Below are 21,691 nucleotides of genomic sequence, written 5' to 3' on the forward strand. Positions count from 1 at the left end.
GGAAAAGCATGAAAGCACAAGTATTCAGAGGCGTCAATCAGCTCAGTTACGAAGAAGTGCCGACGCCGGAAATTGCACCCGATGAAGTCTTGGTACAAGTAAAGGTTGTGGGATTGTGTCAGTCTGACATCAAGAAAATTCGCTATCCTCTCTACCAGCCACCGCGCATTTTTGGTCATGAAACTGCTGGAGTAATTACTTCTGTGGGAAGCGAAGTGACTGGCTGGCAGATTGGGCAGCGAGTTGTGGTTATGCACCATATTCCTTGTATGCGCTGCGATTATTGCCTCAACGACAACTTCTCGATGTGCGATGTTTACAAAAACGTCACGACCACGGCTGGATTTACTCCCAGTGGCGGCGGTTTTGCAGATTATGTGAAAGTGCCCGGTCACATTGTCCGCAGTGGCGGATTAATTCCCATTCCTGACAATGTCAGCTTTGAGCAAGCGAGTTTTGTGGAGCCGACAAATTGCTGTCTAAAAGCAGTTAAAAAAGCCCAGGTTGCTCCTGGTCAAACCGTTTTGATTACAGGTGCTGGCCCAATTGGGCTAATGTTTATCATGCTGGTGAAGTATTTCGGAGCCAGAGCGATCGCGACTGACTTAATTCCTTCTCGGATTGAGAAAGCTTTGAGTGTGGGGGCAGAAGCTGCATTCGATCCCCGCGACCCGGATTTATCAACTAAAATTAAAGCGCTGACTGGTGGATTGGGAGTGGATACGACTTTACTTGCAGTTCCCAGTGACAAAGCGTTTTTCCAAGCCCTCGATTGTACCCGTCGGGGCGGTAAAATTTTGTTTTTTGCTGAGTTTCCTGATGAAGTAGAAATCCCGATCAATCCAAATATTCTTTACCGTCGGGAAATTGATTTAATGGGTAGCTATAGTTCTTCTTACCGGATACAAAATTTGGCAGCAGATATTGTATTCAACCAGCGAATTGATGTGGAAGCATTAATTAGCGATCGCTATCCTTTGCAAAATTTAGCCGCTGCTGTGGAACAAGCGATCGCTCCCACCCCCGAAACTTACAAAATTCTCATCTATCCCCAAACAGCCGAGTGATTTTAGTAACAGTCTGTCTTCATTTAACTCTCTTTTAGAGAGTCTTTTTTTAAAGATTTTGACATGGCAACCAGATAGATTTATCATCTATCTGATGATAGAATTTTTTTAAAATCTTTAAAGTATGGATACTTCCTCTCCGACGCGCGGACAACTAGAAAGAACTCTATCGCAACGCATCCAAGCTTTATACCGGGATCAACTGGGGCATCAACCTAGTCAAATTACCTGTCAAATTTTTGATGAAAAAATTGCGATTATTCTAGAAAATGCCATCACGGCACCAGAACAACTTTTAGCAAATAGTGGTCAAGAAGAGCTGGCTGAGCAAGTAAGGACAGATTTAGAAAAAGCACTTGAGCCAAAACTGAAAGCGCTAATTGAGGAAGTAGTTGGCGTATCCGTGATTGACCTGCTCAGTGATGCCAAAGTAGATACAGGTCGTACTGGTACGATTGCTGTATTAGCAAACGCCCCTAAAGTTCGTAATTAATCCCCCTTCTCTGCTAAGTATCTAGCTCAGCATAGATTCATATTGATGGTTTGCACTCAGCAGCCTTTTTCAGTTTTTAGGGTGTATCTGACCCTTATGCGATCGCGGCATCCCGTCTCTATAACAACTAACAAACAACCATTTATCAATTGATGACTCAATCTATAAATCTAGATTTATTTATTTAAATTAATTGAGATAGCGATCGATGAGAGCTTCTAACTCATCAATGACATAAGGCTTGCTAATGTAGTCATTGCAGCCTGCAAACAGAAGACCTTCCCTGTCTTCTGCTCTTGCCAAAGCCGTCACAGCAACAATGGGGATCGTCATCGTTTCGGGGTTCTGTTTTAGAGAACGCACAACTTCTACACCGTGGATGTCAGGTAGAAGAATATCCAACAAAATCAGCTTTGGCTGATAATGTTGCGCCATAAATAAAGCTGCCCGACCCTCCTTTGTCGTAATAAATGAGCAGTCAAGAGCGAGCAGCACTTCGCTCATGAGTAGCAAGTTGTCTTCATTGTCTTCTACAACCAAAATGAGAGGCGATTCGATATTTGCCTGGGAGGCAGGTTTTGAGAAAGAGTGCAGATTTAAGCGTTGTTCGGGGGAACTCATCAAAATACGAAGCTATCCTCTCCAGAAGTGGACAACCGAGGGGTTGCCCAAGTTATACCCATTCACTTGATTGACGGTACACGAATGATTCCCTGTTTGCCCCTTGTTTTACAAGGGTTTAGGGATCGGCTGCGGGAAAAGTGAAACGGTATTACGAGGCATTCCCCAGGCGGCATTTTTTGGCGCTTGGAATCGATTGGCTCGTAGCTTCCCCACTAGGTTGATCTTTTAAGTTCATCTTGGCAAGAGAACACAGCAAGCTAGTGGTGATGTTGCTTGTCCCCTGATTCTATAAAAAATTAGTTAAAAAACTGCACAACTTAAACATTAATATTCATTGTTACTTTTAGCACTAGATATATACACACTTCTGTGCTAAGAATCGTTGAAAAACTAAATTTTTGAATACATTTGGCGTTTCTTGGTTAGCTGCAAAGCATCACAAATATATTGAAAACCGTTTCGGATACTTGGGGGAATTGAACCCTATCCCTACTTTGTAAGATTGGCACTCTCTACCCTCATCAGGGATTTAGCGCTTAACAACTAACCTTGTCAAGATACTAAATATTGAAATTTTCCAATGTTGTGGATATCTATCTTTAGGAGATGTCCGGAAAATTGCTCGCACTGTTACAGTCTAATAAAAAAGGTGAAAGAATTTACCTTTCCTGAGAGCGATCGCTATGCAGGACACAATCAAACCCACTCGTGGTGAATTAGAACGAACCCTGTCACAGGAAATTCGGGCTTTCTACCACGCCCAACTAAGTCACCAGCCTGGTCAGGTGACTTGCCAATTTATGGGTGACAAAATTGCGATTCTTATCGAAGATTCTATTACTCGACCCGAACAACTTCTGGCACAAAGCGGTCAGCAAAGGCTGGCACAGAGAGTTCGAGAGAATATAAACCACGTCCTACAACTGCAACTTAAACAGCTAATTGAGGAAGTGGTGAAAGTCCCAGTCATCGATCTGATGATCGACTCCGCCCTAAAAACAAGTCGTACCAGTACCGTTGCGATTTTAGCCGCAACCCCTACGACGCGCAATCCAGACTGAATTCCACCGAATCGACCTGAGACGGATTCCATCTCAGGTTGCGCCGGACAACAGCCTCTAGATCCTCCAGCAAGTAAGGCTTGCTAATATAGTCATTGCAGCCTGCCGTGAGAATGCGATCTCTGTCTTCCGCCCTTGCCAGCGCCGTGACGGCGATAACAGGAATTGTCCGGGTTTCAGGATCTTCCCTGAGTTGACGGACAATTTGAAGACCATCTAAGTCAGGCAACATAATATCCAGCAAAATCAGGTTTGGCTGTTCGGTTCGTGCCTTTTCAAAAGCACTATGACCGTCAATTGCTGTGATGATTGAGCAATTTAACGGCTCTAAAACGTAAGCAAGCAATAATAAGTTGTCTTCATCGTCATCGACTGCCAATACCACAGGCAACTTGGCAGTAAGACACTGATTGCTACTGCTCAAAAAATTTTGACGGGTACGGTGGGAAAGTTCCAAATCATCCATCCTCTTTTTCCAGCTAATTTCTAGACTGGCAGTCACCCTCACCAGAAGAGTGGACGAGGCACTCCTTAAGCGGTGGCGAAGCGCTTGCAATGGAATGGCTCGCGTGTAACCTACTAAGTTGGAGAGCCGATGCTCGAGCTAGAGGAAAAGACGAGCCAAGTTAGTAGGAGCCTTATTATCATTGACATTGCTATTGTACATAAAATTTACAATAACCTAAAGAATTTGTTAAGAAAATACAATTCTTGTAAGTATGCTTAGCACTTACTAAACATAGGCTAGAGGGCAACCTAGAATAGAAATCTTCGGGAGTAGCAAGATAGCAGACTGGTAGTCGTACCACATCATCCGGAGTTAGCCCGGGATTAACCGGAGCAATAAGACGCGAGGAATTGCGTCTGGAAACTAACTTTAAGCAGATGCGACCTATAGAGTAGATGCCGTTTTAGATGCGGCTAGGAGTTCGCATTTGAGAAAAGCGCGGGTTGATGAATGGGGTGAATCAGCCTTCACGATTTGAGGGCTACCCCGATCTAATTAGGCATTGGAGGTTGAAGCAATGGGTATAGCCACGATTAACCCAGCAACTGGGGAAACGCTTCAAACGTTTGAGGCACTAACAGATACGGAGATTGAAACGAAGCTAGCACTAGCGCAATCAAGCTTTAAACAGTATCGGCAGACACCCATGCAAAAAAGGGCAGATTGGCTGAATGCCGCTGCTGAGATTTTAGAGAGCGATCGCGAACGCTTTGGCAAAATCATGACCCTAGAAATGGGGAAAACTTTGAAATCAGCGATCGCAGAAGTGGAAAAATGCGCCCTCGTCTGTCGCTTCTACGCCGAACGCGCCCCCGAATTCCTCGCGGATGTTCCAGCCCAAACCGACGCCAGCCACAGCTTTGTGCGCTATCAGCCTTTAGGCGTCATCTTGGCAGTCATGCCTTGGAATTTCCCCTTCTGGCAAGTGTTTCGGTTTGCCGCACCAGCGCTGATGGCGGGAAATGTCGGGTTACTCAAGCACGCCTCTAACGTGCCTCAGTGTGCATTGGCTCTGGAGGAGATTTTCCACAAAGCAGGATTCCCAGAAGGTGTCTTTCAAACCTTGCTAGTGGGAGCAGATAAAGTCGCTGCAATTGTAACAGACGAGCGAGTGAAAGCCGCAACCTTGACCGGAAGCGAACCTGCCGGGATGAGCCTCGCCGCCACCGCCGGGAAACAAATTAAGAAAACCGTTCTGGAATTGGGGGGAAGCGACCCGTATATTGTCCTAGAAAGCGCCGATTTGGATGCAGCCATTGCGACAGCAGTGAGTGCCAGAATGCTGAATAACGGTCAATCATGCATTGCTGCGAAACGGTTCATTGTCGTGGATGCGATCGCAGACAAATTTGAAAAAGGTCTGATTGAGAAGTTTGAGGCACTCAAAATCGGCGATCCGATGCATCCGGAAACCGATATAGGGCCACTGGCAACCCCATCGATTCTCAAAGATTTGGATTGGCAAGTTCAAGAAAGCGCCAAATTGGGAGCAAAAGTTCTCACAGGTGGACAGCCATTATCTGACCGTCCTGGTAACTTTTATCTGCCGACAATTTTGACAGATATCCCAGCCGGTAGCCCAGCAGAAGCGGAGGAATTTTTTGGCCCTGTGGCGCTGCTATTCCGGGTGCCAGATATCAACGCCGCGATCGCGCTTGCCAATGCCTCGCCCTTTGGACTGGGTGCTAGTGCTTGGACTCAAGTAGAGACAGAACGCGATCGCTTGATTGAAGAACTCGAAGCGGGTGCCGTGTTTATTAACGGCATGGTTAAATCCGATCCCCGTCTCCCCTTTGGCGGTATCAAGCGTTCCGGATACGGACGCGAGTTAAGCAAAGAGGGAATTCACGAGTTTGTCAACATCAAAACCGTGTGGGTGAAATAAGCGGTGGTGCATTCTAACGATGAATTAAATCCCATCCCGCAAGTGGGATGGGGATGTCAATACGGGTGGACAGCCGTGCGCCCGTATTGGTCTAAATAGGGGCGATTCACGCATCTGGCCCCTACACCAGAAACGAACCACTACAGATGCCAAGAGCATACAGAGGGGAGTAAGAAAAATGAATACTGCTGAACTATTAGTTAAATGTCTGGAAAATGAAGGAGTCGAATACATTTTCGGGCTTCCTGGCGAAGAAAATCTAGACATATTGGAAGCCCTAAAAACCTCTTCGATTAAATTTATTACTACCCGCCACGAACAAGGTGCTGCCTTCATGGCGGATCTCTACGGACGCCTGACCGGAAAAGCCGGAGTGTGCCTCTCCACCCTAGGGCCAGGTGCCACCAACCTGATGACTGGCGTTGCCGATGCGAACCTGGATGGTGCGCCACTAGTGGCAATTACCGGACAGGTGGGCACAGACCGGATGCACATCGAATCCCACCAATATCTGGATTTGGTGGCGATGTTTGAGCCAGTCACCAAATGGAATACTCAAATTGTTCGTCCCAGCAACACACCGGAAATTATCCGCAAAGCGTTTAAAATTGCTCAGAGCGAAAAACCAGGGGCAGTTCACATCGATTTGCCGGAAAACATTGCCGAAATGACAGCCACTGGCAAGCCCCTACACAAGAATTGTGGGGAAAAAACCTTTGCTGCCTTCCATAGCCTTGAACAGGCATCTGAAGCCATTTCCCAGGCAAAAAATCCTTTGATTATGGTGGGAAATGGGGCGATTCGTGCAGACGCTAGCCTTGCACTGACCGAATTTGCCACGAAGTTGAATATTCCAGTAGTGAATACCTTTATGGGCAAAGGAGTCATTCCCTACACCCATCCCCTCGCCTTGTGGTCGGTAGGATTGCAACAGCGAGACCATATCAGCTGTGCGTTTGACCAAACGGATCTGGTGATTGCAATCGGTTACGACTTGATTGAATATTCCCCGAAAAAGTGGAATCCCCTCGGAGAAATTCCGATTATCCACATTGGAGATACGCCAGCAGAAATTGATAGTAGCTATATTCCCCTAGTAGAAGTAGTGGGGGATATTTCCGACTCGCTACGGGAAATCTTAAACCGAGCTGACCGGCAAGGCAAACCCGATCCTTATGCCTTGCAATTACGGGCAGATATCCGGGCGGATTATGAAGAGTATGCCAATGACGATGGGTTTCCCATTAAGCCGCAGAAAATAATTTATGACTTGCGGCAAGTCATGGGGCCAGAAGATATTCTGATTTCAGATGTCGGGGCGCACAAAATGTGGATAGCGCGTCACTATCACTGCGATCGCCCGAATACTTGCATCATCTCTAATGGCTTTGCTGCAATGGGTATTGCCATTCCCGGTGCGTTAGCCGCCAAGTTAGTTTATCCCCAGAAAAAAGTCATCGCCGTCACGGGTGATGGCGGCTTTATGATGAATTGCCAGGAATTAGAAACTGCCCTTCGGGTCGGCACTGCCTTTGTCACCTTAATCTTTAATGATGGAGGCTATGGCTTGATTGAGTGGAAGCAACACAATCACTTTGGTGAATCTGCGTTTGTCCACTTTAGCAATCCCGATTTTGTCAAATTAGCAGAAAGTATGGGACTTAAAGGCTACCGAGTTGAATCCGCTGCGGATCTGATTCCAACCTTGAAAACTGCCCTAGAACAGGACGTTCCCTCGGTGATTGATTGTCCAGTAGATTACCGCGAAAACTTCCGCCTCACGCAAAAGGCTGGGGATTTGAGTTGCAAGATTTGGGAATAATCATGAGTCATTGGTCATTCGTCATTAGTCGGTTGTCAATGACCGATGACTAATGAACAATGACCAATGACCAATCGTGAATAACCCATGAAAATCGCTACTTGGAACGTCAATTCAGTTCGCTCTCGCTTAGAGCAGGTGGTGCAGTGGTTGCAGGATAATCCAGTCGATGTCCTGTGCCTGCAAGAAACTAAAGTGGTAGATAAGGATTTTCCGCGATCGCCCTTTGAGGAACTAGGGCTTAATCTCTACATTTCCGGTCAAAAATCTTATAACGGGGTTGCCCTTCTCAGCCGTGCGCCCCTTGAGGATGTCAGCACCGGGTTTGCCCCAATTTTGGGTAGAGAGGATTTTGACGAACAGAAGCGGGTCATTACTGGCGTTATCGATGGCGTCCGCATCGTGAATCTCTATGTGCCCAATGGCTCAGCCGTCGGTAGCGAGAAATACGAATACAAGCTGCTTTGGCTGAAAGCCCTCCGCAAGTACCTGCAAACACTGCTAGAAAAACAACCCAGTTCCCTCTGTATCTGCGGCGATTTCAATATTGCCCCCGAAGACCGAGATATTCACGATCCACTCGGTTATAAAGGTCGGATTATGGCATCCGATCTAGAGCGTCAAGCCTTGAGCAGCATTTTAGAGCTGGGTTTGGCAGATGCCTTTAGAAAATTCACAATAGAAACAGGACACTTCAGCTGGTGGGACTATCGAACCGGAGCGTTTCGACGCAACTGGGGTTGGCGGATTGACCATCACTACTTGACGCCAGACCTTTACGAACGTTCATCCAGCTGCACCATCGATCGCTCCCCCAGAAAATTGCCCAAACCCAGCGACCATACCCCCGTGATTGTAGAATTTTAAATTTTCCAGCATCAATCCCATACCCAAAATTGATTAGGAACTTAAAATCATGTTTTTAATAACTGGAGCTACAGGCGGACTCGGACGCCGAATTGTGCGGCTGCTGCGGGAGAAGGAAATGCCGGTGCGAGCATTTGTCCGCCTGACATCCCGTTACAGCGAGCTAGAACACCGAGGAGCAGAAATCTTTATTGGTGATTTGCAGCGCGATAAAGATATCGAAAAAGCTTGCCAAGGCGTTCAGTACATCATCGCTGCTCACGGCGGTGAGAGCGATGCTCAAGCGTTAGGCTACCGAGCGAATATTGAACTCATTGACCGGGCAAAAGAAGCTGGCGTCCAGCACTTTGTTTTCATTTCGGTATTGGGAGCAGATCGTGGGTACGAAGACGCACCATCCTTTAAGGCGAAGCGAGAAGTAGAAAAGTATCTCCAAGCCAGTGGACTCAATTACACCATCCTGCGCCCTTCAGGTTTTTCCTCCAACCTTTTACCCCTAGCAGAACGATTTCGGGATACTGGGATTTATCTGCTTATCGGCGATCCCAAAAGCCGGACTTCGATTGTGAGTACCGATGACTTAGCGAGGATTGCGATAGATTCCGTAAACGTTGAAGGTGCCCGGAATCAAATTTTCCCTGTGGGAGGTCCAGATATCCTCCAGCGCCAAGATATTCCTCGCATTTTTAGTCGCATCTTCAATCAGGAACCGATCGTGATTAACCCACCGTTATTGGTGTTTGATGGGGTACGCGGGGCGCTGGGATTGCTGAATCCTCAAGCGTCTAAAGCTTTGGGGACTCTCCGGACGTTACTGGATAATGAATTTTTCTGCACACCCCAGGAAGTTGAGCATTTAGAGTCGATTTTTGGAATGAAGATGGAATCCTTAGAGGCTTTCTTGCGGCGTTATATGGGTACTTGATTTTGCACCGCCAGATGCAGATGTCACTGTTATTCAGACTTGTCTGGTCATTCTAAGGAATCATAAAGGCAACTGCTTGAGACTCTGACTGAGCAACAGTTTGGGTTTGACCATTTAGCTGATAGTGAATGCGAGCGATCGCGTTCTCACCCCGCCGATAAATTTTCGATTTGCATTTGAGGCGATACTCCAATACTTTACTTTCTCCTGGCTTTAGCACTACTTTAGCGGGACGTTCCAATTCTTGAGGAGTTGCACTCATAAGAACTTCCTCAGATTTCGCTGGCACTATTTCTATTTTGCTAATTTCAATCAACTGATTTTTTTTAGATGGATTGGTAAAACTCAGAGAAATATCAGCATAGCTAATTGCGGTTCTCGCTAAAATTTCGTAGGGAAGTAACTTGATTGTCATCGTCATATTCGCTCTTTGAGAATTGCTCCCAATTTGCCTTTCCCTACTTAAACTTTGTAGAGGAGAAGATCGTAGGTTAGTTTTAACGAGCGCGAAATCAAACTCAAACGGCTTGTTGGGTTTCGTTACCTCAAACACTACGGCGCTCAACGGGGGAAACCCTGCTTTTTGTATGGCTCCCCAACCTACCCTGTCTGAAAGCAACTTGGTATGAGTTCCTATCGTTATGTAAGTCACGCAGGTTAGAAAATCCACGAAAGAATTCCTCCCAGGTCGGAATATAGCAAATTTGACTCAAAAGCTCCTCAGAGGTTTCTAAATCCTATGGGGTTGTGCATTATTTTGAAAGATGAGAATTAAGCCACTTTACCAAATATATGCTCAGCTAAGCTCGAAGCTCCGAGTGTCGCTAAGCTTGAAGATGCTAAGTGAGCGGCACAGCCACAGCGTAAAGGAAAAGATGAATTCATCAGCGAAGCGTTAGCATTTAATGAATTTGAAGGAGTCTTGAATCCAGGTAGAGTATAAGATTCCGCTCCCCCATAGTTCACATTCCACCCAATATCTTTTAAAGAAGCAATCGTTAATTGACTCAATAACTCAGAGCTTTTTTCAGCAATAGGTGACATTAATTCATTGTCAAAGACATTTTCATCCCAATGACCAAACACGCCTTTTTGAACGGGAACAGCAGTTTGTAAAAATGTACCTTTTAATTCTCCATAAGCCCACCCTGCATAGGTGTTAGCACTATACGTCGCATCGGAGACATTAATGAAATCGCGTCCGTAATCTGACCAAAGTGTTCCAATTCCTAGAACGTGACCAAATTCATGCACCATCGTTTCTTGTAAGAAACTTGGATTGTTGTTGTATGTATTTGCCAAGCTCGTGTTAATCGTTGAAGCTCCTGATATCGTCATTTGATTACCAAAAGCATCGGAGGCTAAGGCTTTTGGCCCTGCAAAAGCAAGAAATTCATCTTCACCAAAAGTATCCCCCGTAACATCAATGGTTAGAATTTGGGAATCGCTAAAGGTGCTGTAGGGAATAATTTTTTCCCAAACTTTTGCAGCTTCTGTAATAGCATTGAGAGCTTCTGTACTCAAACTACCCAAGCCTTGACCAAAATTGACTTTGATTGAAAAACTGAGAGGATCGCTGGTAGCAGCAGTAAAGGTAGTCGCCACAGAATAGTTAGCAGCTTGGTTGTTGTAGCTCATTACTTGCAAAAAGTAATTACCAGCACTCAGGAAACGACGAATTGATTCGTTGCTAGTCCCGCGCTCCCATTGCCAACCCAACACTTCGCCTTGATCAATAATGCTGTTGTTGTTGCTGTCTTGAATGAGTCGGACATCGGCATCACCACTCAATGCAGATAAATTAGCGGTAAAGATGCCAGATTGAGCAACATTAAAGCTATAAAAGTCATCGCGATCGCTAGCATTGACTTGTTGGTTGTTTGAGAAAACTGCTAAAGTTTGAGCTTTTGCGGTTCCTAGAGTATTACCGGCATCTAAAGGGTCTGGAATACTTGCGATTTTAGTAGTTAGAGTGTAGCCGCCAGTCGCACCCTTTTCAAAAGTTGTAGCTTGCAGAATATAATCAATTCCCTCAGCAACCGTGAAAGTTAGCTGCGAGTTCGTACCGCTGAAATCATTATTTTCTGCAACAACTGCTCCGGTTCCAACATTCACCACTTGCAGGTAGGCATTAAAACTAGGCGAATCAAGGTTCACCTGCACCTGCTGACCGGCAACTAAATCGCCTAACACATAGCCATCGTAAAAACTGCCTTCACGAATGGGGTTGCTTGGGTCGCTATTCGCGATCGCGCCGCTAAAGCTTTGGTTTCCACTGATGGGAGACGCTGGTTTGAGGACTCCCAAATTGCTACGAAGAGTATAGTTACCAGTAGCATCTGGTTCATAAGTCGTGGCTCGAACAATGTAATCAATACCCTGAGCGGCTGTAAAAGTTACTTGAGAGTTCAGACCCTCAAAATCATCGTTGAAGGTAACAACCGCTCCAGTAGAGGCATTTACCACTTGCAGGTAAGCGTCAAATTCTGTGGAGTTTAGTTTCACCTCCACCTGCTCTCCGGCGCTAATGCCAGTCAACAGATAGTCATCCCGAAGGCTACCGCCACGGAGTGGGTTTTTCAAATCGGTGGTGTCGATTGTACCGCCGACCTCACTGATGGTAGAAGCCGCAGCGATCGCGCTACTTTTAAATAGACTTCTTTGCTGTAGCAGATCGCCCAGCCCTCTAAATCCTGACCAGATTCCGGCTATTTTTGAATCAAACTCTAGCGGTGCAAAATTAGCGAAATCTGCACTTAAAAACTGGCGCTCATTTGAGAATTTAAATCCATTTAACATTTGCTTGCTTTCTCCACGATGGAGCATCGTAAGACTGATATATTACCAATTTTAAGTCTTCACAAAATTGTGCAACAACGGGGTAATCCCTTAAATCTAGAGACAGAACATTTTTAAGAATGCTAAGATCGCAAGCGCAATAAATAAAGTTATATTAATTGACTAAACAGTGGTTTTTAAATTATCTGAACGCAACAACTAGCACTTTCTCTCAAGCCATGAATGCAAAAATTGAAGTTGCGCCAATTGCCAATGGTGAGGTAATCGAAATTATTGAATATCTGAGGATTTGCCGCGATATGTCGATGCCAAGCGTATCTAAGGTCTTGCTCACCACATTCACAGTTTTAAATGCACCCAACAATTCAAAAAAAGTATCTTATATATAACTCGATCAAAATCTCTCTAAGGGGAGAAGGACAATAGTTTTTCGCGTAAATTTACTTACAATTACAATAACTTACGCCAAAATTCTTAATTTTCGACAATCCATTGCCGGATTCAGTCGATAGAATCACAGCTAGAGTGTCTCTCTGCCCGCTCAAAGCATTTGAGTCAAAATTTTATGCGATCGCCCTTAGCGTCAACACCTGCTCAAGCTCGTCAAACAAGACAGCAGCTAGCGAATCCAGAGGATTCACTCTCCTATGAATTAGGGAAAGCAGTGCAAGAGCTGCCGCCACTGTACACGCGGTTATTGGCAGCAAGCATTAGCTTACTGGTATTTGGGGCGATCGCTTGGGCACACTACAGCCAAGTGGATGAAGTCGCGATCACTCGCGGCGAACTGATTGCCTCAACGCAAGTGCGACCCCTGCGATCGCTAGGAGGAGGCACAATCAAAGCCGTAAAAATCAAAGAAGGCGATCGCGTAAAAAAAGGCGATATCCTGATCGAACGCGACCCCGACCTGCCGCAAGCAGAAGTTGACCGCCTCGCCAAATCTACCCAGCTGATTCGGGAAGATTTAGGGCGTCTGGAAGCCGAACGAACGGGAGGTGCAACTGCCGGAACCGCTTTGCAAGATCAGCTTTTAACCGCTCGCTTACAAGATTTTGAAGCAAAAAGAGCGGGTGCGATCGCAGAAGCGAATCGCCAAATTGCAGTCATCAATGAAGCCAAAGTTCGCCTCACCCGCCTGCAAGAAAACCTCGTCAACGCCAAAATCAACCTCGTCAACGCCAAAACCAATCTCGCCAACAGCAAAAGCCTTCTCAACAAAGCGAACAACAGCCTCGCTTTAGCCGAAAAAAGAGAAAAGGCGCTTACCACTCTCCTAATTCCCGGTGCTGTCCCTCGACTCGATTACGTTGATGCACAAGAGAGAGTCGTGAGGGCGCAAGCTGAAGTTACCACAGCCCAAGATAATATTACGAATGTTCAAAACAAAGTCACGGAAGCTCAGGACAAAATAACTTCTCTAGAAAAAGATATCGCTGCTCAAGTGCAAGCGATTCGCCAAGCTGAACAAGCGTATCAATCTGTTCGCAATCAGGCAGACCAATTAAAGTCTGTGCGTCAAAGTGAAATTCTAAGTGAGTTTAACCAGCGCCAAGAAGAACTAACCACTGTTGCTGGTCAGTTGGAGGTAGCGAAAAAGCAGCGAGAAGTAGAAACTATTGAGTCTCCAGTTACGGGGACAGTCTACAGTGTCAAAGCAACCAAAGGGCCGGTACAGGCGGGGGAGGAGTTGTTATCAATTCTTCCCGAATCCGAAGAATTGTTGGTAGAAGTGAAAGTCGTCAACCGCGATATTGGCTTTATCCGTAAGGGAATGAAGGCAAAAGTCAAAATGGCTACTTTCCCGTTTCAGGAATTTGGCACAGTTGAGGGTGAAGTGGTGCAAGTGAGTCCGAATGCGATCGCTGATCAAGAATTAGGCTTAGTTTTCCCCACCCGAATTAAACTTAAACAAAATTCACTTCAGGTGCAAAATCAAAAAGTTGCCTTTACTCCAGGGATGGCGGCAACCGGAGAAATTATTACTCGAAAAAAATCAGTTCTCACTTTCTTAATTGAGCCGGTGACTCGCCGCTTTAGCGAGGCATTTTCGGTAAGGTCTTAGCTCGGCTTTATCCATTTGCACCAACAAAAGGCAGTGATGAATAAACATCTGGTATCTAAGAGTTAATAACAGAAATTAATCGTTATGGGCATAAAAATTCGGCGTTGCTGATCATAGGGATGAATTGGCGGCTGGAGTTCCTGATTTTTCATTTTTAATCAGAAGAAATCATTCCGTCATTCAGCAACGCCAAAAATTCAATTGAGAGTGCTAACGAGCGGGGACACTATCCAATTTCACTGCTAAGAGTAGAATTGGGAATTTGAGAGGGTTAATATTAAAATACTACGCTGCCCCGGTTGTGCTGGTGGCATCGAGAAGGAAATCTCTTGTTGACGGGTTATGAACGCGCCGAGCAAGAAAGCCAACGCGCCGAATGATTAGCCGCACAGTTACGGAGGCTAGAAGTTGAAGCAGAAGCCCAAAAACGGACGGAGATACCTATCTCAAAAGCCGTGAACACCGATCCTAGGAGTGTAGCCAGTCTACTTACAATGACTGATAGGGACAGCCATAAGTGGGATGAACTGCAAATTTCTGTATGTTATGGGTGTCTCTAGGGTTTATTAATTGAGTAACTCCTTATGCAACCAACCAACCCCAACCAATTTACAGAAAAAGCCTGGGAAGCCATCACTCGCACCCCAGATATTGTTAAATCTGCCCAGCATCAACAAATCGAAAGCGAACACTTGATGAAATCACTGCTGGAGCAAGAAGGACTCGTCAGCAGTATTCTGAACAAAGCGGGCGTAAATGTGTCGCGAGTCAGAGAACGCACCGAAGATTTCATCAAGCGTCAGCCAAAAACTTCCGGCAGTAGCACCTCAGTTTATGTCGGACGTAGCTTAGATTCTATGCTGGATCGGGCTGAAGCATTTCGCAAAGAGTATGGAGACGATTTTATCTCCATCGAACACATGATGCTGGCTTATCCCAAAGACGATCGCTTTGGTAAGGCTTTGTTTCAAGAATTTAAGCTGGACGAAAACAAGCTAAGAACTATCATCGCCCAAGTTCGCGGGAGCCAAAAAGTGACTGACCAAAATCCAGAAGGCAAGTACGAATCCTTAGAAAAATACGGGCGCGACTTGACAGAATTCGCTCGCCAAGGGAAGTTAGATCCGGTAATTGGGCGCGATGATGAGATTCGCCGCACGATTCAGATTCTGTCTCGTCGCACCAAGAATAACCCGGTGCTGATTGGGGAACCGGGGGTAGGTAAAACAGCGATCGCTGAAGGTTTGGCACAGCGAATTGTCAGCGGGGATGTGCCGGAGTCGTTGCGCGATCGCAAACTGATTGCGCTGGATATGGGTGCCTTGATTGCGGGTGCCAAATATCGGGGTGAATTTGAAGAACGCTTGAAAGCGGTTCTCAAGGAAGTCACCGATTCTCAAGGCAGCATTATCATGTTCATCGATGAGATTCACACCGTTGTTGGTGCGGGTGCGACTCAAGGCGCGATGGATGCAGGTAACTTGCTCAAACCGATGTTGGCGCGGGGTGAATTGCGCTGTATCGGTGCAACAACCCTGGATGAATATCGCAAATACATCGAAAAAGATGCGGCGCTAGAACGTCGTTTCCAACAAGTTTATATCGATCAGCCGAGTGTAGAAGATACGGTTTCGATTCTGCGGGGTTTGAAAGATCGCTACGAAACGCACCATAACGTGAAAATCTCTGATAGTGCGTTAGTGGCAGCGGCTACTTTGTCTACTCGATATATTAGCGATCGCTTTCTCCCAGATAAAGCGATTGACTTGGTAGATGAAGCGGCGGCGCGATTGAAGATGGAAAGTACCTCCAAACCAGAGGAACTCGACGAAATCGACCGCAAGATCCTCCAGTTGGAAATGGAACGGCTTTCTCTGCAAAAAGAAAGCGATCCGGCTTCTAGAGAAAGGTTACAAAGACTGGAAAAAGAACTTGCCGATCTAAAAGAAGATCAACGGACACTGAATGCACAATGGCAAGCTGAAAAAGATGTTCTCGAACGCCGCAAAACCCTGAAAGAAGAAATCGATCGGGTGAATGTGGAAATTCAACAAGCGGAACGAGAATACGATCTTAATCGAGCTGCTGAGCTGAAATTCGGCAAGTTGACCGAGTTACAACATCAGCTAGAAACAACAGAAGCCCAACTCGTTCAAACTCAGCATAGTGGTAAGTCACTTTTACGAGAAGAAGTCACCGAATCCGATATTGCTGAAATCATTTCCAAGTGGACGGGTATCCCCATCAGCAAACTTGTTGAATCGGAGAAAGAAAAACTTCTGCAATTGGAAGATGAACTGCACAAGCGCGTGATTGGGCAAGCCGAAGCGGTGACAGCAGTTGCCGATGCCATCCAACGGGCGCGTGCTGGTTTAGCCGATCCAAATCGCCCGACGGCTAGTTTCATTTTCCTTGGTCCCACAGGCGTCGGTAAGACAGAACTGGCAAAAGCCTTGGCGGCTTATCTGTTCGATACCGAAGAAGCCTTGGTACGGATCGATATGTCCGAGTATATGGAGAAGCACAGCGTCTCTCGCTTGATTGGTGCGCCTCCTGGCTATGTCGGTTATGACGAAGGCGGACAGCTGACAGAATCTATCCGGCGTCGTCCCTACGCGGTGTTGCTGTTCGACGAAATCGAAAAAGCACACCCGGATGTGTTCAACATCATGCTGCAAATTCTTGATGATGGTCGCGTCACCGATTCTCACGGTCACACCGTAGACTTCAAGAACACGATTATTATCATGACCAGCAATATCGGATCGCAATTCATCCTAGATATTGCTAGCGATGAATCTCGGTACGAAGAAATGCGGAGTCGGGTGATGGATGCGATGCGGACGAGTTTCCGTCCGGAGTTCCTAAACCGGATCGACGAGATTATCATCTTCCACGGCTTGAACAAGCAGGAATTGCGGCAGATTGTCCAGTTGCAAGTCAAGCGACTCGAATCACGGTTGAGCGATCGCAAGATGTCCCTGAAACTTTCCGATGCTTCCCTTTACTTCTTAGCGGAAGTCGGATACGACCCCGTTTATGGAGCGCGTCCGCTCAAGCGTGCGATTCAGCGGGAACTGGAAACGCAAATCGCTAAAGGGATTTTGCGAGGCGAATTCAACGACGGCGACACCATCTTTGTTGATGTGGAAAATGAGCGCCTTGCCTTCAAGCGTCTCCCTGCTGATTTACTAGCTACTCAGTCCAGCTAATTGACGCTCAGTTAACCCTTTCCTTCCCAGGAAAGGGGCGATCGCTAGGGGAATGGTACTGCCATTCCCCTAAAAAATGTGAACTTTACTAATGATTGAATCCCCATTCAGCAGTTGCTTTCAGACATAGGGGATGAGGTTTTGCTCTGGCTCAACCCCATCTACAAACGAACAAGAACAACTCGGTATAAGAACTGCTGTAGAGAATTTCCCCAATATGAGCTAGCTCAAAGACTTACTTGAACCTTCCTGTCAAAGTGAAGATATCACCACACAGGAGGGTCAAAGAAATGACCAACGCTACCCTCGACTTCCAAACCGCTACCGGACATCAAGTTCTAGCCGCAGCCGGCAAGAAAATGTTGCGACCCGGCGGACGAATTGCGACAGAGCAATTGTTTGAGTGGGCAGACTTCCAAGCAGGTGAGACAGTTCTGGAATTAGCTTCTAGTTTTGGCTACAGCGCGATCGCTCTGGCTCAACGCTACGGCGTGCGGGTGGTCGGCGTAGAGAAAAACCCCGAAAGTGTAGCCCGTGCCCGTGCCAACATTGAGGCGGCGGGGTTAACAGGTCAGGTGGAAATCATTGAGGGCGATGTGTTCCACCTGGATGCCATTTCCGAACAGTTTAATTATGTTTTGGCAGAAGCGATTCTAACCATGCAATCTGTACCAGGGAAAGCCAAGATTTTGGCTGGGGTGCGCGATCGCTTGAAGCCAGGAGGCAAATTTCTTTGCCACGAATTACTCGCCCGTAACCAGGAAGCAGAGATTCATCAAGCTTTAGCACAGGTAATTCGGGTCAATTCTACCCCGTTATCCCAGGCAAATTGGCTGGCTGCTTGTGAAGCTGCTGGACTGCAAGTACAACAGCATCAAACCGGGTCAATGGGTTTGTTGAATCTGCATCGGGTACTTCAAGACGAAGGCGTTATGGATACCCTCCGGATTCTGTGGAATGTTCTGACGCGCCCAGCGCTGCGGAAACGAGTTTTGGCAATGCGCCGTGTCTTCCAGCAATATCAACAGGATTTGGGTTACATCGTCCTGCGTGCAAAACGCGCCTAAAAAAGTGAATCAATCATGACTAATACACTGATACCTCATCCATCTTTAGCGATTCAATTGTCAGAAAAGATTGAGTATCCCCAGCAGGGAGTCCTCAGCAAAGTTTTGCTTAAAGATTCCTGCTGTCAATACACGCTGTTGTGTCTAGCCGCAGGTACAAATATTTCTGAACACTCCTCGCCTCGAAATGCAACCGTCCACGTCATTGAAGGGCGAGGGCTATTAACTTTGCAAAGGCAAGAAATAGCACTTGAACCGGGCGGTTTTATCTTCATGCCTGCCAATGTTCCCCACGCTTTGAAAGCCGAAGAAAATCTAGCTTTTCTGCTGACGCTTTCGGAAAATCCCCAACAAAAATAAGTGGCGACTAACTGAGGTAGCTCATAGTCCCACCATCTTCAAACTGCAATACTAATACTCAGTCACCAAGAAATTAACCATGCTGAATACTTTTACTCAACACCTCAACCTATCGACTTCTGAAGTAGAAACGCTACTCTCACTCAGCTTGCAGGATTTACTCAACTCGCCTGCAATTCAGCAGAAACTAGATAGTTTAAATATCGCGTTGCTGCAACAAACTTTGCCTATAGCAAAGACTGTTTTGGAAGACAAGCTACCGCCTTTTTATGATTGGCTCAAAAACGAGTTAAAGGTGCAGCGCGTCCCAGATGGTCCCGATCATACGACTCAATGGGTGGTTAATTTCCTAAAGCGTCAGGAAAGCCTGATGCGCTTAGTTGAGCTGCATCGTCCCGTTCCCCGTCTCGCTCTAGAACGCTCAACTCCTCGCCTGGTAGGATTATTTGAGGCTGTAGAGGATGCCCAAGTGCGTCAGGAATGGCAAACAGCGATCGCTGCTTTGTGTCTCGTACTTGCAGTTGATGCCCGCGATCGCGATCGAGTTGGCGTTGGCGATCGCTCATTAGTTTCCTAATTTTGTTAAGGGTGGCTGCACTGTAGTCGCCCTCTTTCAGACTTCGCTCTTATCTCCAGTGTGGAAAGGAGAACAAACCATGAAACCAGTAAGCGATCGCATCTGAACCACGCAACCAGAAGCTAAAAAGCGTCCCTCTCTCAACTTGCAAACTTGGTACAGGCCGAGGTTTTACTGATGCATCGATGACACAGCACAATCGTGATTCTTTTATCTAGTTTCTAATTCTTGGCTCAGTTTCTCTGGTTTGTTCTGGCAATTTTCACCTCAGTTAACACCCATAAAATCAACTCGTCTTTGAAAATTTGTCTCAACAGCAATGCAAGTATTTAATACATCTAATATGTTTTTGCGGAGCGCTCTCTCTAAAGAGTATTTGCGTTCTTTGTGTTGAAATCTTGATAATTGATAAACAAACAGAGTAGCTACTTGATAAATTACTTTTAATTCATAGAGTGAATCAACTTGAGAGATATTAATTGCCAAAACCCGAAGTTGATAACATATTTCTTTCGCTTCTTCTTTTGTTGCGCTGTGGTCTTGATAGTAATAGTTAAAGGTTTCAGCTAAATACTGTACGTGTTTAGCTGTATTTTGAATTTGATGCTGTGCATTTTCAACAGGAGCAAGAAACTTATCAAGTAAAAGCTGCTGTACATAGGCATCGCGAAGGCTAGAATCAGCAATAATTTGAAGTTCTTTCATTCGCTGTTCATGCTTTCTTTGCTTCTCAGCATAAACTTCTTTGATAAGAGTCTCAAACAAGCCTGTCAAAGGATAAAATGCACCAGCAGCCATATTTCCTATCATATTTAAAGACTTCTAGAATTATTGGTTAACTAATTAGCGCGATCGCTCCCACCGTTCATTCAAAATTGGAGATTTTTTGATAGGACCTGAGTGCGTGTAAACTGAGTTTAACAAAGAGCGATCGCTTATCCCAAAGCGTCAAAATTCAAAATGGTTTGCTCAATGTTTTGGGTAAATTTTACCAGTTCTTCAGTAATTCCAAAAAGCTTATCTGCACGGATGAAGATTTCCCAGGCGCGAACGCACATGAAACCGATACCAATTACTGCCAGAGGAACAGCGGCGTAACCAAGTAGAGCCGCTATTGGTGGGAAAATCATACAGATGACCATCAAAATAGCTGTAATCACACCACCAGCTAATCCAGCTTTTGCTGTTGCAACTGCAACGTTACGAATTAGCTCATCTTGCGTAATTTTTCCTTCAGCAAAGGACAGTGAATTTTCTAAAGTTGAGAAGACAAGCTCAATCACCGCTGCTACCAAAGCACCTTGAACAACGGCTCCAATTACTTGCTCTAAACTTGCTTTAAAAGCTGCATCGCCAAGGACTTTACGTGCTGCTGCAAGTTCTTCAGGAGTCATATCAACTCCACCACGAGATCGGTTGATTCGGAAGTTCTCGAAGATGCCGTTTGAAGCTTCTTTTCCTCCACCGTTAACGTGTGCTTTTATATGGCTCCAATCCTTATCACTGCAAAACTCGCGAATCGCCTCATATCCTTGAGCGCGAATTTGTGCTGGAATCGTCTCATACACCTTGGCAGCTTCTTGAACATTACGAATGCCTTCGCGTACCCCAGCTCGGTGAAATTTCAGTTGTAAGTTGTGAGGTAAGTTCTCAAATTTAATATTATGAGCAACTTTGAATGCCTCTTGTGCAGCAATTGTTGCAGCGCCAGTAACTGCGCTAGAAGTCTGTTGAGCTTCAATAATTAAATTACTCGCAGCTTCTTGGGTTGTTGAGATCGCCTCTGATACTGCATTTTGAGTATTTGTAACAATCTCTGATGCTGTTTTTTGAAACGTAGAAGCTATGGAAGTGACTGAGTTGGAAACCTCTTGAATTGCACTATCTGTAGCCTCTTGGGTTGTTGAGATTGCCTCTGATACTGCACCTTGAGTATTTGAAACAATCTCTGAGGCTGTTTCTTGGAACCTAGAACTTACAGCTTCTATTTCCTGGATATTAATTTTAAACATTTATTCGTTAAGTAAAAAACTCAAGACAATTAATATGTATAACCAGTGCCTATACAATGCAGCTTAAATAAAAGAGGCGCGAACGCCTCTTTTATTCCCCTGAAATACTGGGAAATTTCACTCTAGCCTTGTAACATCCAACACGAGTTAACTATATTGAAAGCTACTATTTGTGAAACCGTCAAGAACAGCAAATCAAACTTCATTAAAACTTCTAAAATATTGAATTATGTAACCTGAGTTCGGGTTAAGCAGAAGGGAGGAAAAACGCATTGATATTGAGAGAGGGCTTCTTGGGCTGATGGCAATAGGCAATTAATCCACAGACCAAATTCACCAAGAAATTG

At 45.7% G+C, this 21,691-nt stretch carries 19 protein-coding genes and 2 pseudogenes; 14 read left to right on the top strand and 7 right to left on the bottom strand.

The window, feature by feature from the left end:
• Positions 1–8: 8 nt before the first annotated feature.
• A complete protein-coding gene (locus NC996_RS19000) occupies positions 9–1,067 on the top strand; it encodes a zinc-dependent dehydrogenase (protein WP_190412704.1) in 1,059 nt (352 codons plus the stop codon).
• A gap of 124 nt (positions 1,068–1,191) precedes the next feature.
• On the top strand, positions 1,192–1,560 hold the full coding sequence (locus NC996_RS19005; RefSeq protein ID WP_190412703.1) for a DUF2294 domain-containing protein: 369 nt from the start codon (positions 1,192–1,194) through the stop codon (positions 1,558–1,560).
• Between the two features lie 189 nt (positions 1,561–1,749).
• Here the strand turns inward: NC996_RS19005 and NC996_RS19010 are convergent, their stop codons facing one another.
• Positions 1,750–2,181: a response regulator gene (locus NC996_RS19010; RefSeq protein WP_190685438.1), complete on the bottom strand. Its 432-nt coding sequence runs from the start codon at positions 2,179–2,181 to the stop codon at positions 1,750–1,752.
• Positions 2,182–2,867: 686 nt separating this feature from the next.
• Between NC996_RS19010 and NC996_RS19015 the strand changes: the two genes are divergently transcribed.
• Complete coding sequence (locus NC996_RS19015) at positions 2,868–3,245, top strand: DUF2294 domain-containing protein (RefSeq protein WP_190536260.1); 378 nt, start codon at positions 2,868–2,870, stop codon at positions 3,243–3,245.
• Here the strand turns inward: NC996_RS19015 and NC996_RS19020 are convergent.
• Entirely contained in the window at positions 3,223–3,711 is a 489-nt protein-coding gene (locus NC996_RS19020) for a response regulator (RefSeq protein ID WP_190412700.1), read from the bottom strand. The genes NC996_RS19015 and NC996_RS19020 overlap by 23 nt on opposite strands.
• 559 nt (positions 3,712–4,270) lie before the next feature.
• On the opposite strand from NC996_RS19020, the gene NC996_RS19025 reads away from it, so the two are divergent.
• The 4 genes from NC996_RS19025 to NC996_RS19040 all read left to right on the top strand — a co-directional run bounded on the left by NC996_RS19025 (position 4,271) and on the right by NC996_RS19040 (position 9,252).
• Positions 4,271–5,638, top strand: a complete 1,368-nt coding sequence (locus NC996_RS19025) for an NAD-dependent succinate-semialdehyde dehydrogenase (protein ID WP_190685441.1) — start codon at positions 4,271–4,273, stop codon at positions 5,636–5,638.
• A gap of 178 nt (positions 5,639–5,816) precedes the next feature.
• Positions 5,817–7,460, top strand: coding sequence for an acetolactate synthase large subunit (locus NC996_RS19030; protein WP_190685444.1), 1,644 nt, complete (start codon positions 5,817–5,819; stop codon positions 7,458–7,460).
• Positions 7,461–7,547: 87 nt separating this feature from the next.
• Positions 7,548–8,327 carry an exodeoxyribonuclease III gene (xth, locus tag NC996_RS19035; RefSeq protein ID WP_190685447.1) on the top strand — a complete coding sequence of 260 codons (780 nt, stop codon included), beginning with the start codon at positions 7,548–7,550 and terminating at the stop codon, positions 8,325–8,327.
• A gap of 49 nt (positions 8,328–8,376) precedes the next feature.
• Positions 8,377–9,252, top strand: a complete 876-nt coding sequence (locus NC996_RS19040; protein ID WP_190685450.1) for an SDR family oxidoreductase — start codon at positions 8,377–8,379, stop codon at positions 9,250–9,252.
• 52 nt (positions 9,253–9,304) lie between these two features.
• On the opposite strand, the gene NC996_RS19045 is transcribed toward NC996_RS19040, so the two are convergent.
• Both NC996_RS19045 and NC996_RS19050 read right to left on the bottom strand, forming a co-directional pair.
• Positions 9,305–9,667: a hypothetical protein gene (locus NC996_RS19045; protein WP_190667945.1), complete on the bottom strand. Its 363-nt coding sequence runs from the start codon at positions 9,665–9,667 to the stop codon at positions 9,305–9,307.
• Between the two features lie 356 nt (positions 9,668–10,023).
• Positions 10,024–12,051, bottom strand: coding sequence for a pre-peptidase C-terminal domain-containing protein (locus NC996_RS19050; RefSeq protein WP_190685452.1), 2,028 nt, complete (start codon positions 12,049–12,051; stop codon positions 10,024–10,026).
• Positions 12,052–12,209: 158 nt separating this feature from the next.
• On the opposite strand from NC996_RS19050, the gene NC996_RS19055 reads away from it, so the two are divergent.
• The 7 genes and pseudogenes from NC996_RS19055 (at position 12,210) to NC996_RS19085 (ending at position 19,332) form a co-directional block, all read left to right on the top strand.
• Positions 12,210–12,440 carry a hypothetical protein gene (locus NC996_RS19055; RefSeq protein ID WP_190685455.1) on the top strand — a complete coding sequence of 77 codons (231 nt, stop codon included), beginning with the start codon at positions 12,210–12,212 and terminating at the stop codon, positions 12,438–12,440.
• A 176-nt stretch (positions 12,441–12,616) separates the two neighbouring features.
• On the top strand, positions 12,617–14,116 hold the full coding sequence (locus NC996_RS19060; RefSeq protein ID WP_190685458.1) for an HlyD family efflux transporter periplasmic adaptor subunit: 1,500 nt from the start codon (positions 12,617–12,619) through the stop codon (positions 14,114–14,116).
• 206 nt (positions 14,117–14,322) lie between these two features.
• A pseudogene (locus NC996_RS19065) lies at positions 14,323–14,496 on the top strand (Uma2 family endonuclease); the annotation flags it as partial.
• A gap of 204 nt (positions 14,497–14,700) precedes the next feature.
• Positions 14,701–17,328, top strand: a complete 2,628-nt coding sequence (gene clpB / locus NC996_RS19070; RefSeq protein ID WP_190685460.1) for an ATP-dependent chaperone ClpB — start codon at positions 14,701–14,703, stop codon at positions 17,326–17,328.
• A 290-nt stretch (positions 17,329–17,618) separates the two neighbouring features.
• A complete protein-coding gene (locus NC996_RS19075) occupies positions 17,619–18,395 on the top strand; it encodes a class I SAM-dependent methyltransferase (RefSeq protein ID WP_190685463.1) in 777 nt (258 codons plus the stop codon).
• A gap of 15 nt (positions 18,396–18,410) precedes the next feature.
• Positions 18,411–18,755 carry a cupin domain-containing protein gene (locus NC996_RS19080; protein WP_190685466.1) on the top strand — a complete coding sequence of 115 codons (345 nt, stop codon included), beginning with the start codon at positions 18,411–18,413 and terminating at the stop codon, positions 18,753–18,755.
• A 79-nt stretch (positions 18,756–18,834) separates the two neighbouring features.
• On the top strand, positions 18,835–19,332 hold the full coding sequence (locus NC996_RS19085) for a hypothetical protein (RefSeq protein WP_190685469.1): 498 nt from the start codon (positions 18,835–18,837) through the stop codon (positions 19,330–19,332).
• A 267-nt stretch (positions 19,333–19,599) separates the two neighbouring features.
• On the opposite strand, the gene NC996_RS19090 is transcribed toward NC996_RS19085, so the two are convergent.
• The 3 genes and pseudogenes from NC996_RS19090 to NC996_RS19100 all read right to left on the bottom strand — a co-directional run.
• Complete coding sequence (locus tag NC996_RS19090; RefSeq protein WP_190685471.1) at positions 19,600–20,130, bottom strand: hypothetical protein; 531 nt, start codon at positions 20,128–20,130, stop codon at positions 19,600–19,602.
• A gap of 137 nt (positions 20,131–20,267) precedes the next feature.
• Positions 20,268–21,344, bottom strand: a complete 1,077-nt coding sequence (locus NC996_RS19095) for a hypothetical protein (protein ID WP_242037533.1) — start codon at positions 21,342–21,344, stop codon at positions 20,268–20,270.
• Between the two features lie 247 nt (positions 21,345–21,591).
• A pseudogene (locus NC996_RS19100) lies at positions 21,592–21,691 on the bottom strand (IS982 family transposase); the annotation flags it as partial.

It is taken from the genome of Trichocoleus sp. ST-U2 (genome assembly GCF_039961875.1).
GTDB lineage: Bacteria > Cyanobacteriota > Cyanobacteriia > Cyanobacteriales > FACHB-T130 > FACHB-T130.